General features: G+C 63.3%; 10 protein-coding genes. 4 read left to right on the top strand and 6 right to left on the bottom strand.

All coding sequences use genetic code 11. The features are described 5' to 3' along the window. Nucleotides 1-180: 180 nt before the first annotated feature. Nucleotides 181-1,548, top strand: coding sequence for an isocitrate dehydrogenase (NADP(+)) (icd, locus tag AC16HO_RS03110; RefSeq protein WP_395643951.1), 1,368 nt, complete (start codon nt 181-183; stop codon nt 1,546-1,548). A 120-nt stretch (nt 1,549-1,668) separates the two neighbouring features. Further along, a complete protein-coding gene (locus AC16HO_RS03105; protein WP_395643950.1) occupies nt 1,669-2,265 on the top strand; it encodes a hypothetical protein in 597 nt (198 codons plus the stop codon). 318 nt (nt 2,266-2,583) lie between these two features. On the opposite strand, the gene polA is transcribed toward AC16HO_RS03105, so the two are convergent. Then, nucleotides 2,584-5,352, bottom strand: coding sequence for a DNA polymerase I (polA, locus tag AC16HO_RS03100; protein WP_395643949.1), 2,769 nt, complete (start codon nt 5,350-5,352; stop codon nt 2,584-2,586). A 147-nt stretch (nt 5,353-5,499) separates the two neighbouring features. On the opposite strand from polA, the gene AC16HO_RS03095 reads away from it, so the two are divergent. Next, a complete protein-coding gene (locus AC16HO_RS03095; RefSeq protein WP_395643948.1) occupies nt 5,500-6,045 on the top strand; it encodes a hypothetical protein in 546 nt (181 codons plus the stop codon). Nucleotides 6,046-6,083: 38 nt separating this feature from the next. Here the strand turns inward: AC16HO_RS03095 and AC16HO_RS03090 are convergent, their stop codons facing one another. Together AC16HO_RS03090 and tsaC are read right to left on the bottom strand one after the other, a co-directional pair. Further along, nucleotides 6,084-7,460, bottom strand: a complete 1,377-nt coding sequence (locus tag AC16HO_RS03090; RefSeq protein WP_395643947.1) for an AMP-binding protein — start codon at nt 7,458-7,460, stop codon at nt 6,084-6,086. 27 nt (nt 7,461-7,487) lie between these two features. Then, a complete protein-coding gene (gene tsaC, locus AC16HO_RS03085) occupies nt 7,488-8,054 on the bottom strand; it encodes an L-threonylcarbamoyladenylate synthase type 1 TsaC (protein ID WP_395643946.1) in 567 nt (188 codons plus the stop codon). Here tsaC and AC16HO_RS03080 point away from each other — a divergent pair. Beyond that, the gene (locus AC16HO_RS03080; RefSeq protein ID WP_484335287.1) at nt 8,040-8,690 is read left to right on the top strand and encodes an REP-associated tyrosine transposase; all 651 of its coding nucleotides are present in this window, start codon (nt 8,040-8,042) and stop codon (nt 8,688-8,690) included. The two genes, tsaC and AC16HO_RS03080, sit on opposite strands and share 15 nt — an antisense overlap. 60 nt (nt 8,691-8,750) lie before the next feature. Here AC16HO_RS03080 and AC16HO_RS03075 read toward each other — a convergent pair whose 3' ends face one another. From AC16HO_RS03075 to dprA, 3 genes are all read right to left on the bottom strand, one after another. Then, nucleotides 8,751-9,593, bottom strand: a complete 843-nt coding sequence (locus AC16HO_RS03075; RefSeq protein ID WP_484335286.1) for a hypothetical protein — start codon at nt 9,591-9,593, stop codon at nt 8,751-8,753. 69 nt (nt 9,594-9,662) lie between these two features. Next, nucleotides 9,663-12,098 (bottom strand): DNA topoisomerase I, encoded by a 2,436-nt coding sequence (locus AC16HO_RS03070; protein ID WP_395643944.1) that lies wholly within the window; start codon nt 12,096-12,098, stop codon nt 9,663-9,665. 192 nt (nt 12,099-12,290) lie between these two features. Next, nucleotides 12,291-13,433 (bottom strand): DNA-processing protein DprA, encoded by a 1,143-nt coding sequence (dprA, locus tag AC16HO_RS03065; RefSeq protein WP_395643943.1) that lies wholly within the window; start codon nt 13,431-13,433, stop codon nt 12,291-12,293. Nucleotides 13,434-13,497 lie beyond the last annotated feature (64 nt).

Below are 13,497 nucleotides of genomic sequence, written 5' to 3'. Positions count from 1 at the left end.
CTCCTCGATCGGACACCGACCGCCGGCGGAAGCAGAAGCGATATATCATCAGCAACAGCAACAACGTGTGATGCCGATGGCGGCTTGACTCACACCAACCAGCCTCCGACGTTCCCGGGGCGGTTCACCTCCTGATACGCTTGCACGTCTTTCTCGTCCACCCGATAACGTGAGCAACCCATGGCTGAACCCACCTACATCGCGCCCGTCGCCGGCGCCAGGATTTCAATCCAGAATGGCAGACTCCACGTTCCGGACAACCCGATCATCCCGTTCATCGAAGGCGACGGCACCGGTGCCGACATCTGGCGCGCCTCGGTGCGCGTACTCGACGCGGCCGTGGCTCGAGCCTATGGCGGCAAGCGCAAGATTCACTGGTTGGAAGTGTTCGCCGGCGAGAAATCGAACAACCAGTTCGGCACCTGGTTGCCGAATTCGACGGTCGAAGCCTGCCGCGAGTATCTGGTTTCGATCAAGGGCCCGCTGACCACGCCGGTCGGCGGCGGCATCCGCTCGCTCAACGTCGCCCTGCGTCAGATGCTCGATCTCTATGTCTGCCTGCGCCCGGTGCGCTGGTTCAAGGGCGTGCCTTCGCCGGTGAAAACGCCGGAAAAAGTGGACATGGTGATCTTCCGCGAGAACACCGAGGACATCTACGCCGGCATCGAATACGCCGCGGGCAGCGAAGCGGCGCAGAAGTTGCTCGAATTCATCGCGCAGAACGATCCGAAGGCGTTCGACAAGATCCGCTTCGGCACCAAGGCCAAGTCGGAAGCGTGGCAGAAGCAACTGGAAGGCATCGGCATGCCGCATCGCGAGGTCGGCGTCAACGTCGGCATCGGCATCAAGCCGGTCAGCGAACTGGGCACCGAGCGTCTCGTGCACAGCGCAATCTCGTACGCGATCCAGAACAAGCGCAAGTCGGTGACCCTGGTGCACAAGGGCAACATCATGAAGTTCACCGAGGGCGCCTTCCGCAACTGGGGCTATGAGGTCGCCGAGAAATTCTTCCCGAACCAGACCTACACCTGGGAAACCTGGGAGAAGACCAAGGCTGCCAAGGGCGAGGCCGAGGCCAACGCCGAGCAAAAGGCCGCGCTCGCCGCCGGCAAGGTGCTGATCAAGGACGCGATCGCCGACATCACCCTGCAGCAGGTGCTGACGCGCCCGGACGAGTTCGACGTGATCGCCACGCTCAACCTCAACGGCGATTACCTTTCCGACGCGCTCGCCGCGCAGGTCGGCGGCATCGGCATCGCGCCGGGCGGCAATATCAATTACCTGACCGGCCACGCCGTGTTCGAGGCGACCCACGGCACCGCGCCGAAATACGCCGGTCTCGACAAGGTCAACCCGGGCTCGGTCATCCTCTCCGGCGAAATGATGCTGCGCTACCTGGGCTGGACCGAAGCCGCGGATGCGATCATCTCGGCCATGGACAAGGCGATCGCGAACAAAAAGGTCACCTACGACTTCGCCCGCCTGATGGATGGCGCCACCGAAGTGAAGTGCTCCGAGTTCGGCGACGAGCTGATCAACAACCTATAAACCAAATCGACATCGTTGCTGGGGCTGGATCTGTCACGCCGACGAAGTATCGCTGATGGTCGGCGTGGTGCTTTTCGATTTTGGGCTTCTTGTACAACGCTTTTCTTAGTCGGGGAAAATATGATCCGTATGATCGGTAGGGCAGTGCCTCTGTCTGCAGCGATTTTGTTGATTGCAGGTTGCGGAACAACAGGTAAGGTGATCAAACCCAACAATAGCGGGTACCTGGCAACCGATAGCCACGGTGCCGTTGAGCAAGCCAAGACCGACACCGCAGAGAAAATCAATCTCGCGGACTACAAGTCCTTTGCCCTGGTAACCACAGGCGATTCCGCGTTCAAGCAAATCAAAGAACTCGGTATATTCTCGGAAGTGCTCGACATAAAGGATTTGCAGGCGCGAATCATTGAAAAAAATCTGCAGGACAAAGTCCCCTCTCTTGCCGCCAACGACCGGATTGGGATCAGCAATGCGGGCAGGAACTATCAAAAATTTCTCTGGATACATTTCGATATCGAGAAACGTGACGACAAAAAATTCGTCAAATTGATTGCCACCGAAGCCGCGTCTTCCAAAGACGTGTTCGTCGCCGAGCGCGAAATAAACACCGGCGTGATGGCATTGGCTTACGGCATCGGCGCGCCTAACGACCAGAACATGTGGTATCCGCTGTTCAACTCTCTGGTGGCATGGCTGAAATCCAACTCAGTCGCTTGACACGACACTGAATCGCCGGGCAAAAAAAGCCCCGAAAGCTTAGGGGGAAGCTTCCGGGGCCGGGTCCGAAGGCGGATCTGGGGAGGGATCGGCCTTCGAGGGCTGAACCTAAGGGAGGTTAGGCCAGCCGAGGTGCCGTTGCGTGCACCGTCAAGTTAGTTGCGGTCAGGGCGACGAAAGTTCAAGCCGCACGGAAAAATCGCACTGATTGGTTTAGTTTTCATTCATGCGCTTGAAAATCAAGCGTTTGTACGGCCAGCAGAACGCTATTTTCCGCAACATGACGGAAAGTTCATCTTCTCGTGCGTGAAGATTCCGTCAATGCGCTTCGTCCCAGTTGTCGCCAATGCCGATGTCGACGATCAGCGGTACCGCGAGTTGCGCCGCATGCATCATGCGCTCGCGCACGCCGTCGGAGATTTTCTTCACGGCGTCTTCGCGTACCTCGAACACGAGTTCGTCGTGCACCTGCATGATCATGCGTGCTTCGTCGTGCAGTGATTGCAGCCAGGCGTCGACCGCGATCATCGCGCGCTTGATGATGTCGGCCGCGGTGCCCTGCATCGGCGCGTTGATCGCCGCGCGTTCCGCGCCCGCGCGCAGGCCCTGGTTACGCGAATGGATTTCGGTGAGGTACAGGCGGCGGCCGAACAGGGTTTCGACGTAGCCGTCACGGTGCGCCTGCTCGCGTGTGCGGTCCATGAATTCGCGCACGCCCGGATAGCGTTCGAAGTAGCGTTTGACGTAATCGTTCGCCTCGCCGCGATCGATGCCGAGCTGACGCGCGAGCCCCCACGCACTCATGCCGTACATCAGGCCGAAATTGATCGCCTTGGCTGCGCGGCGCTGGTTTGCGTCGACCTGCTCGGGCGGCACGCCGAAAACTTCGGCCGCGGTCGCGCGATGGACGTCCTGACCGCCATGGAACGCGGCGAGCAGGCCCGGATCGCCCGACAGGTGCGCCATGATGCGCAGCTCGATCTGCGAATAGTCGGCGGCGAGCACCTTGCAGCCCGGCGGCGCGACGAAGGCCTGACGGATGCGCCGGCCTTCCTCGGTGCGGATCGGAATGTTCTGCAGGTTCGGATCGTTCGAGGACAGCCGGCCCGTCGCGGCGACAGCCTGGTGGTAGCTCGTGTGCACGCGCCCGTCGCGCGGATTGATCGCCTCGGGCAGTTTGTCGGTGTAGGTCGAGCGCAGCTTGGCCAGGGTGCGGTAATCGAGGATCAGGCGCGGCAGCTCGTGCTGGTTGGCGAGCGCCTCGAGCGCTTCCTCGTTCGTCGACGGCTGGCCGGTCGGCGTCTTCACCGATACCGGCAGCTTCAACTCGTCATAGAGCAACGCCTGCAACTGCTTCGGCGAATCGAGGCTGAAATGACGGCCGGCGACATCGAATGCACGCTGCTGGATTTCGAGCAGGCGCTTGCCGAGTTCGTTGCTCTGCTTCTTGAGCCTGGCGGCGTCGATCAGCACGCCGGTTTGTTCCATGCGCGCGAGCACGGGCACAAGCGGCATCTCGATTTCGTCGAACACCTTCTGCAGCCCGGGTTCGGTTTCGAGCCTGGCCCACAGCGCCTCGTGCAGGCGCAAGGTGATGTCGGCATCCTCGGCCGCGTAGTCGGCCGCGACGCGCACATCGACCTGCGAGAACGGGATTTGTTTGGCGCCCTTGCCGGTCACGTCCTCGTAGTGGATCGTGTCGACGCCGAGGTATTTCTTCGCCAGCGTGTCCATGTCGTGGCGATTGCTCGCCGAGTTCCACACGTAGGATTCGAGCATCGAGTCGAAACGCACGCCCTGCACGGCGATGCCGTAGTTCGACAGCACGTTCATGTCGTACTTCGCGTGCTGGCCGAGTTTGTGTTTCTTCGCGTCTTCCAGCAGCGGGCGCAGCGCTGCGAGCACGGCCGCGCGGTCCAGTTGTGCCGGCGCAGCGGGATAGTCGTGCGCGAGCGGCACGTAGGCCGCGTGGCCTGGCTCGACCGCGAACGACACACCGACGATCTCGGCGCGCATCGGATCGAGACCGGTCGTTTCGGTGTCGATGCAGATCAGGTCGGCCGCTTCGAGTCTTTTCAACCATGCGTCGAATTGCGCCTGCGAGAGGACCAATTCGTAATGCTTGTCGGGGGCCGGGACTCGGGACTCGGGGCTCGGAGAATCGGGCGCCGCGTGATGCGTTGGTTCATTTTTCCCCACCTGATCAGTTTGCGACAGGATGCTTTCCGGTTTTTCGAGTCCCGCGTCGAGATCTTTCAGCGCCGCCTTGAATTCGTAACGCGCATAGAGCTCTCGCAACTTGTCGACGTCGGCCTCGCGTCGCACGAGGTCGGTCGGTTTCTGCTCCAACGCGACGTCGATCTTGATGATCGTCAACGCGCGCGAAAGCGGCAGTTGCGGCAGCGCGCGGCGCAGGTTTTCGCCGATCTTGCCGCCAATCCGGTCTGCGTTGGCGATGACGCCGTCGAGCGTGGCGTATTCGCCCAGCCATTTCGCCGCGGTCTTCGGGCCGCACTTTTCCACGCCGGGCACGTTGTCCACCGCATCGCCCGTCAGCGCGAGGTAGTCCGCGATCTGGTCCGGGCGTACGCCGAACTTGTCGACGACGCCCGCTTCGTCCAGCGTCGTGTTCGTCATCGTGTTGACAAGCTTGACGTGCGCATCCACGAGCTGGGCCATGTCCTTGTCGCCGGTCGATACCGTGACCTCGATGCCCTGCTTCGCCGCCTGCCTCGACAGCGTGCCGATCACATCGTCGGCCTCGACGCCGCCCACGCGCAGGATCGGAATGCCGAGCGCGGCGACAAGGTTCATCATCGGTTCGATCTGGGCGCGTAGATCCTCCGGCATCGGCGGCCGGTGTGCCTTGTAGTCGGGATAGAGTTCGTCGCGGAAGGTCGGTCCCGGCGCGTCGACGACGAAGGCGAGATAGTCGGGCCGGGCCTTCAGCGTCGTGCGCAGCATGTTGAACACGCCGAACAGCGCGCCGGTCGGCTCGCCATTGCGGTTCGCGAGCGGCGGCAGTGCATGGAAGGCGCGGAACAGGTAGCCGGAGCCGTCGATCAGGGTCAAGGTCTTGGCGGACATGCGCGGCGCGAATTGCGTACGGGGCGGTGAGCTTGGGCCAGTCATGCGCGATTTGCAAACGCGGAGGACTGCGCGCGTGCGCCGTTTCATGCGCGCTTCACGCGTACTTTGCTATGCTTCACACGGGAGTTCTGAGGGAGTGGAATCATGCGCTCGTTGTTTCCGGTCGTGCTCGCCTGCGGACTGATCGCAGCCCAGATCCACGCTCAAGGTCAGAAGAAAACGGACGACGGCCTGCCGCCCGTGCAGCCGCCGCCGGCGATGGACGAGCCGCCCGCGTCCGCGGCACAGACACCGCCCACGGCGAACAAGGCGAAGACAGTGCCGATCGCGAACTCCGACGCCGAATCCCGGGCTGCCGCCGAGGAAGCGCGTCGGCGCGCCGCGCAGCCGGTGACGACGCTGCCATCCGAGCCCGAGAAGAAATTCGACAGTCCGGGCCTGCCGCCCGAAGTGCAGAAAGCGGCCGAGGCGACCGAACTGCCCGTCGTCACCGTGCGCCAGGAAGGCAACGAGACGATCACCGAGTACCGCAAACGCGGCAAGATCTTCGCCCAGTACTTCAAGTCCAAGGATACGGGCAGCGAAAAGTGGTACGTCGATCCGAACTACCAGGGACCGATGCCGCCCGATCTCGACGCCGGCATGCACGGCAAACCGGGCGCGGTGCAGTACAAGGTGTTCGGCTGGTAGTCGCGCGCCTGACGTTCCGGCGTATTTGCGAATTCCGACTACGACAACGCGGCGAGCAACGCCGTGCGCGGCAGCTTGCCGGTGGCATTGCGCGGCAGCCCATCGACAATGCGCAGCGGCCGTGGCAGGAACGCCGGGTCGATCGTCGCCCGCAGAGCCTCGAGCACTTGCGCTTCGGTCAGTCCCGGGGCGACGGCAAGTGCGGCGATGCGGCGTACGCCATGTTCGCTCGCCGAATCCGTTTCAGCATCGAGCTGAAACACCACACCATCGACAACGCCATCGATCGCAAGCAGTCGCCGCGTCAGGTCGGCAAGCGAGGCGCGCTTGCCGGCGATCTCGAGCAGGTCGCTGTTGCGTCCGCACAAATGAAAGCGCCGTTCGGGCAGCAGCTCGACGATGTCCTGCAGCACGGTCGGCTCGGCGAAATGCGCCGCGCTGGCGAGCGTGCCGTCGGGTTGAGGATGCAGTTCGATGCCGTCGTAAAGCGACCACGGCTCGGCGAGCGCGGTGCGGCGCTGCGCGATCACGCACGTCTCGGTCGAGCCGAACAACTCGATCACGCGCGTCGCGAACCGCGCTTCCACCGCGGCGGCGAGCTCGGCCGACAACGGCGCGGTCGCAGTGACGACCGCGGCGAGCGCTGGCAGCGCGACGCCCGATTCGTGCAGCGCGCGCAGATGGAACGGCGTGGTCACGAGCACGCGCGGGGCAGGCATTTCCGCGAGCGTGGCGGCGATGTCGGCCGGCAGCAGCGGCTGCGAATCGTGGATCGCTGCACGCGACCGCAGCGGCAACAGCACCGACAATTCCATGCCGAACATGTGCTGCGGCGGCACGGTCGCGAGAATGTTGAACGTTTCGCTTGTCGTTGCCAGCAGCGCCCCAAGATTGAGCGCGCTTGAAGCGCAGAATCCGCCCCAGGTCTTGCGGTTCGCCTTCGGCGTGCCGGTCGAGCCCGAAGTGAAACCGATCGCGACGAGCTGGTCGGCCGGTATCGAGGCATTGGCGAAGAACCTGCGCTCGGGCGCAATCGCCAGCGCCGCGCGCACATCGATCGTGCGCGTATCGTCCAACGTGTCGTCTTCGTCGCGCAGTGCATAGTGGTTCGGGTACGCATGCAGCAGTTCGGCAAGCGCCTGCGGTGCGCGCGATGGAGGCAGCAGGTTGATTTGTCCGGCAACGGCGACGGCGCAAAACGCGACGAGAAAGTGGTAGCGCTGCGTGCACAGGTTGAGCGCGTGGCGCGCCTCGGGCAGGCGCGCGGCGAGGGCGAACACGTCGGCGAGAAATTCGGCCGCGCTGATTTCGCGTTCGCCGTGCCAGGCGAACACACGGTTCAAATCCGCGTCCGCAAGCAGCGGGATTTTTTTCTGCGCTTCCTGCGATCGCGCGTTTTCGAATACGGCCGACATGCGGCTCCCCCAAAAAATGTTTCTTCCCTAGCCCCGGATTTCTTCGCCGGTGACGACGTTGCGGATCGGCGTCGGTCGTGCCAGTCCGCCAGTCTCCCCCGCGAGAATATAGGCCACATCCTGCCCGAATGCAGCTTGAACGGCCTCCGCGCTGCGCGCGGGCGGCTCGCCGTGGCGGTTTGCGCTGGTCGAGACCAGCGCGCCGCCGAACGCACGGCACAGCGAGGCGGCAAGCGGATGCGCGGTCACGCGCAGGGCAATGCCCGCATGCCCGCGCGCCAGCCATTCCGGCGTCGCCGCGGCGCGCGGGAACACCCACGTATGCGGGCCCGGCCAGCTCGCGCGCACGCGCACGAGCGCCTCCGCCGGCACCTGCGCCAGGTCGATATATTTTTCCACTTGGGCAAAATCGGCCGCGATCAACAGCACGCCCTGCACCGGCGGCCGCTGCTTGAGCGCGAATACGCGCGCCACGGCCGCTTCGTCGTGCGGATCGCAGCCAAGGCCGAATACCGCTTCGGTCGGGTAGGCGATCACGCCGCCGGCGCGCAGCGCTTCAACGGCCTTGGTCACATGTAGTTGGACGTCATTCATGGGCAGCGGCTTGGAAGTGGCGTGCAGCATGTAGGGCGCAATAAGCGTAGCGCATTGCGCCGCCGCCCATTGCGCCACAACCTGCCCGCACAGACAATCAAAACCATGCCGAACTATCGACGCGCATGGCAGCCCGGCGGCACCTGGTTCTTCACGGTGAACCTGCTTCGCCGTCACGGAAACGATTTGCTCGTGCGACATATCGATTTGTTGCGCCGGGCGATTGCAAAGGTGCGGGTGCGCCATCCATTCACGATACACGGATGGGTAGTATTGCCCGACCATTTGCATTGCGTGATTTCCCTTCCCGCGGGCGACAGCGATTTCGCCACGCGCTGGCGATTGATCAAACTCGAATTTTCCAAGGGCATTGCGCGAACGGAGCCGCGTTCGGCAACGCGCATCCGTCGCGGCGAGCGCGGCATCTGGCAGCGACGCTATTGGGAACACCTCATTCGCGACGAAGCGGATTTCGCCGCGCACGTGGACTATGTTCACATCAATCCCGTCAAGCATGGGCACGTCACGCGCGTCGCGGATTGGCCGTTTTCGACGTTCCATCGGCTCGTCGCTGCGGGCGTGTATCCGCTCGATTGGGCGGGTGGCCGGGAATCCGGGATTGCGCCTCGGGAATAGCTCTTTTTCGTGCTTTGCGGCGCAATGCGCTGCGCTTATTGCGCCCTACTTGCTTGCTTTCTACAAAGGTGGAAGCTCGATGGGAGTGTCGGGTAGTGCGTGCGTTTTAGCGTTTCCTCCCAATACAGGATTCAGCGTCACCATGTGGGTGGCATAACGCGTTCCGTATCCGTCCTCAGTTTCATATTTTGTTTCAGAGAAATCGAGTGGCTTGTCAAATTCAGATTTTCCTTGGAGCAGGCAAAATTTTCGTTCTCGTTGAAGCCAAGTTGTACCGAACTGGAAGCGAAGACGGTAGGTACCGATTGGAACTGATGCTATCGTGGCGGATTCTCCGTTGCGAACGAAGATTGCAAGGCGCGGTGTTGTGGAAACCGTATCATCATTGAGAGTTGCGACGGCATCAAGGCCTGTGCCATTTGAGATTTTCAGAGAACCTAGGCCTCTCTGATGCTTGCCACCTAACTCCGTACCGGAGATTGGTCGTACTTGTGATTCAACAGGACACAAAGGTGTTGTTGCCGGTGGAGGCACGACCGAAGTGATAGGGCGAGAAGCGGTAGAGCGATATTGAGAGGATCGAGCAGCTGAATTCGCTTGAAGCCAGTCGTCAAGTTGCGAGGAAATCCAAGTAAAGGTTACAAGCCCCAATACGATAGTGGCGCCTTTCCAAAGGCGTGACTTGGCTTTCGGCAACCGAACGGGCTTCGTGCCGCCGGGGTGACTTGACGTAGCAGCTTTGGATGAGAGAGGAGGTTCAGGTGGAAGGGAAGCCGTTTTTGGTAGTGGGCTACGCCCAGTGATCATCAGGACCTTTCCGCACTTGCTGCATTGAATTTTTCGCCCGACATGTTGCTCGTCGGCGTGGTACGTCTCTCCGCAGGCGCATTGAATAGGGATCATGATTTCGCCTGATTCGCGCAAGTAGCAAGCAAGTAGGGCGCAACAAGCGCAGCGCATTGCGCCGCTTTCTTAAGCTTTGTTTGAGACCTTCTTCACCGCCGCTTTCTTTCTCGCGGTTTTCTTTGCTGCGACTTTTTTCGTCGCTGCTTTCTTCGCTGGCTTGGCTTCCGCAGCCTTCTTCGCGGGCGCCGCCTTGGCCGCCTTGCCGAAGCGCCCGCGCTTTTCGGGAGCAGCGGCGATGAGTTCGACGCATTCGGCTTCGGTCAGGCTCGCCGGTTCGCGATCCTTCGGAATCTTCGCGTTCTTCTTGCCGTCGGTGATGTAGGGGCCGTACTGGCCGCGCAGGACCTGGATCGCGCCGTCCTGGAAGCTCGCAATGACGCGGTTGCGGATCGCTTCTTCCTTCTCGCGCAGGACTTCCTTCGCGCGTTCGAGTTCGATCGTGTACGGATCGTCGGGCGGCTTGATCGAGGCGTAGACCTTGCCGTGCTTGACGAACGGGCCGAAGCGGCCGATCGCAGCGCTGATTTTCTGGCCGTCGTCGGCGAGGCCGAGATCACGCGGCAGCTTGAACAGATGCAGCGCATCCTCGAGCGAGATCGTGTGGATGCTCTGGCCTGGACGCAATGACGCAAAGCGCTTGTCCTCGTCGTCGCGGCCGCCGAGCTGGGCCATCGGCCCGTAGCGGCCGAGGCGCACGGACACCGGTTTGCCGCTGACGGGATCATCGCCGAGCACGCGCTCGCCGCCGGCTTCGCTGCGGTCGACCGTTTCGGTCTTGTCCTCGACCAGCGCCTTGAACGGCGTCCAGAATTTCTTCAGCAGCGGCACCCATTCCTCTTCGCCGCGGCTGACCGCGTCGAGCTCGTCCTCGAGCTTGGCGGTGAAATCGTAGTCGACGTATTGGGTGAAATGCCCGGCGAGGAATTTGCCGACCGCGCGACCGATGTCGGTCGGGCGGAAACGACGGCTGTCGAGCGTCACGTACTCGCGATTGAGCAGCACCTGGATGATGCTGGCGTAGGTGGACGGGCGGCCGATGCCGTATTCCTCGAGCGCCTTGACCAGCGAGGCTTCCGAATAGCGCGGCGGCGGCTCGGTGAAGTGCTGGTCGGCGGCGATGTCGGCGAGTGGCACGGCTTCGCCGATCTGCATTGCGGGCAGCTTGCGGTTCTCGTCGTCGTCTTCGGCGTTCTTCGCGTCGCGGCCTTCCTCGTAGACGGCGAGGAAGCCGGGATCGACCACGGTGGTGCCGCTCGCGCGGAACATCGAATCGTTGCCCGCGTCGAGATCGACGCTGACGGTGTTGAGCGTGGCGTACTGCATCTGGCTCGCGACCGCGCGCTTCCAGATCAGCTCGTACAGTCTGCGCTGATCCTCGCTGAGGAACTGCGCCATGCTTTTCGGCGTGTGCAACGCCGAGGTCGGGCGGATCGCCTCGTGGGCTTCCTGCGCGTTCTTCGATTTCGCGCGATAGAAGTTGGGTGATTCCGGCAGCGCTTTCGCGCCATAGTCGCGTGCGATCACCTTGCGCATTTCGGTGATGGCGTCCATCGAGATGCTGACCGAGTCGGTGCGCATGTAGGTGATCAGGCCGACCGTGCCTTCGCCGCCGATCGCGACGCCTTCGTACAGGCCTTGGGCGAGACGCATCGTGCGCGTGGTCGAAAAGCCGAGCTTGCGCGCTGCCTCCTGCTGCAGGGTCGAGGTGGTGAACGGCGGCGACGGTCGGCGCTTGCGCTCCTTGGACTGCACCTCGGCGACGACGAGGCGGCCCTGCGCGGACTTGATCAGCGCATCGCGCGCCGCGTGGGCGTCGTGCTCGTTGGTCAGATCGAACTGTTCGAACTTCTTGCCGCGCAGCTTGAGCAGGCGCGCGCTGAAGCGCTGGTCGGGATGCGCGCAGTCGGCGGCGATCGTCCAGTATTCCTGTGCCTTGAATGCTTCGATTTCTTCCTCGCGCTCGACGATCATGCGCAGCGCGGGCGACTGTACGCGGCCCGCGGACAGACCGCGCTGCACCTTGCGCCAGAGCACCGGCGACAAGTTGAAGCCGACCAGGTAGTCGAGCGCGCGCCGCGCCTGCTGCGCATCGACGAGGTCGTGCGAGAGCTTGCGCGGATTGGCGACGGCTTCCTTGATCGCGTGCGGGGTGATCTCGGAGAACACCACGCGGTGCACATCCTTGCCGTCGAGCAATTTCTTCTGCTTGAGGATCTCGGAAATGTGCCAGGAGATCGCCTCGCCTTCGCGATCCAAGTCGGTCGCGAGATAGATCGAGTCGGCCGCCTTCGCCGCCTTGGCGATCGCGTCGACGTGCTTTTCGTTTTTCTCGATCAGCTCGTAGTGCATCGCGAAGTCGTGGTCAGGATCGACCGCGCCCTCCTTCGGCTTCAGATCGCGTACGTGGCCGTACGAGGCGAGGACCTGGAAGTCCTTGCCGAGGTATTTGTTGATCGTCTTGGCCTTGGCCGGCGATTCGACGATGAGCAGGTTCTTTGCCATAGGTTGTTTCGCGGGCACGGACACGTCCGTATCGACGCGGAGAAATGGATCGGGCTGGAGGAAATTCAAGCAATTGCGGAGCCGCGGCTTCGCGGCACCCCTTTTTTCAGTCAAACCCGCAAAAGGGCGTGCTGTCAAGTTCAGCCCGTCGAGCCGCCTGGTTTCGCCGCGTGTTGTGAACCCGTTCGCGGTCTATGCCGGCGTGCGCCCGTAGCGCCCGTTTTCGGCGACAACGAGTCCGTCGAGCTCGAGCAAGAGCAGCATCGAGGACAGTGCGGCAGCGGCCAGGCCGGTGCGCTCGACGAGTTCGTCCAGCGCCGCGGGCGTGTGCTCCAGCGCTTTCATCAGCGCGGCGTAGTCGGGGTCGTCGACACGCGCTTCGCCGCCGTGTTGCACGACCGCGCCGCGCCCGCCCCCGGCGTCGAGCATGACCAGGCGTTCACGCAGGCCATCGGCGAGGATGGCGCCGACATCGCGCAGATCCTCCAGCACTTCGGTCGCGGTTTCGACCAGCCGCGCGCCCTCGCGGATCAGCTTGTGGCAGCCGCGGGCGAGCGGGTTGTGGATCGATCCGGGCAGGGCGAACACTTCGCGGCCCTGCTCGGCGGCGTAGCGCGCCGTGGTCAGCGAGCCCGATTTCAGGCTGGCCTCGACCACGAGCGTACCCAGACTCAGCCCCGAGATGATGCGGTTGCGCCGCGGAAAATGTTTGGGATGGCCCGGCACGCCGGGCGGGAATTCACTGACCAGCGCGCCGCTCGCGGCGATGCGCGCGGCCAACTCGGCGTGCTGGCGTGGATAGACCAGGTCGATGCCGGTGCCGAGCACGGCTACGGTTTTGCCGCCGGCGTCGAGCGTGGCCGCATGAGCTGCGCCGTCGATACCCTCGGCGAGGCCGCTGGTCACCGTGTTGCCGGCCAGCGCGAAAGCGCGGGCGAACGCGCGCGCGTTGGCAAGCCCGGCCGTGCTTGCGCTGCGCGCGCCGACGATCGCGATCTGTGGCGTCCACAACAGGGTCGGATCGCCGCTGACGAACAGTGCCGCGGGCGCGCTGCCGATGTCGCGCAGCAGCAGCGGAAAGTCGTCGCTGTCGCAGGTCAGCAGGTGATGGCCGGGTTGTGCCAGCCACGCTTCGTCGGCGTCGAGGCGTGCGGCGTCCGGCGCGGCAAGCCAGCTCCGGGCTTCCTCGGGCGCGTCGCGTCGCGCGTGCTTCAGCGCGCTGGCGATGTCGCCGTGCTTCGCCAGCAGCGTGCGGATGGCTGCGGCGCCGAGGTCGGGCGCGCGCAACAGGGCCAGCCAGGCACGCAGTTGCGTGGAGGAAAGATCGCTGGACATGAACCTGCCCTCTTCCTTGGCGACGCGGCTCGTGCGCCGGCATTCCGGCTTTTGCCGGAATGCC

The organism is Rudaea sp. (genome assembly GCF_057139185.1).
This window is presented reverse-complemented; position numbering and strand designations above follow the sequence as displayed.

Bases quoted from the DNA above. Each gene is read 5' to 3' on its own strand.
- AC16HO_RS03090 (WP_395643947.1), bottom strand. From the start codon at position 7,460: ATGTCGGCCGTATTCGAAAACGCGCGATCGCAGGAAGCGCAGAAAAAA.
- AC16HO_RS03070 (WP_395643944.1), bottom strand. From the start codon at position 12,098: ATGGCAAAGAACCTGCTCATCGTCGAATCGCCGGCCAAGGCCAAGACG.
- AC16HO_RS03095 (WP_395643948.1), top strand. From the start codon at position 5,500: ATGCGCTCGTTGTTTCCGGTCGTGCTCGCCTGCGGACTGATCGCAGCC.
- dprA (WP_395643943.1), bottom strand. From the start codon at position 13,433: ATGTCCAGCGATCTTTCCTCCACGCAACTGCGTGCCTGGCTGGCCCTG.
- icd (WP_395643951.1), top strand. From the start codon at position 181: ATGGCTGAACCCACCTACATCGCGCCCGTCGCCGGCGCCAGGATTTCA.
- tsaC (WP_395643946.1), bottom strand. From the start codon at position 8,054: ATGAATGACGTCCAACTACATGTGACCAAGGCCGTTGAAGCGCTGCGC.
- AC16HO_RS03105 (WP_395643950.1), top strand. From the start codon at position 1,669: ATGATCCGTATGATCGGTAGGGCAGTGCCTCTGTCTGCAGCGATTTTG.
- polA (WP_395643949.1), bottom strand. From the start codon at position 5,352: ATGTCCGCCAAGACCTTGACCCTGATCGACGGCTCCGGCTACCTGTTC.
- AC16HO_RS03075 (WP_484335286.1), bottom strand. From the start codon at position 9,593: ATGATCCCTATTCAATGCGCCTGCGGAGAGACGTACCACGCCGACGAG.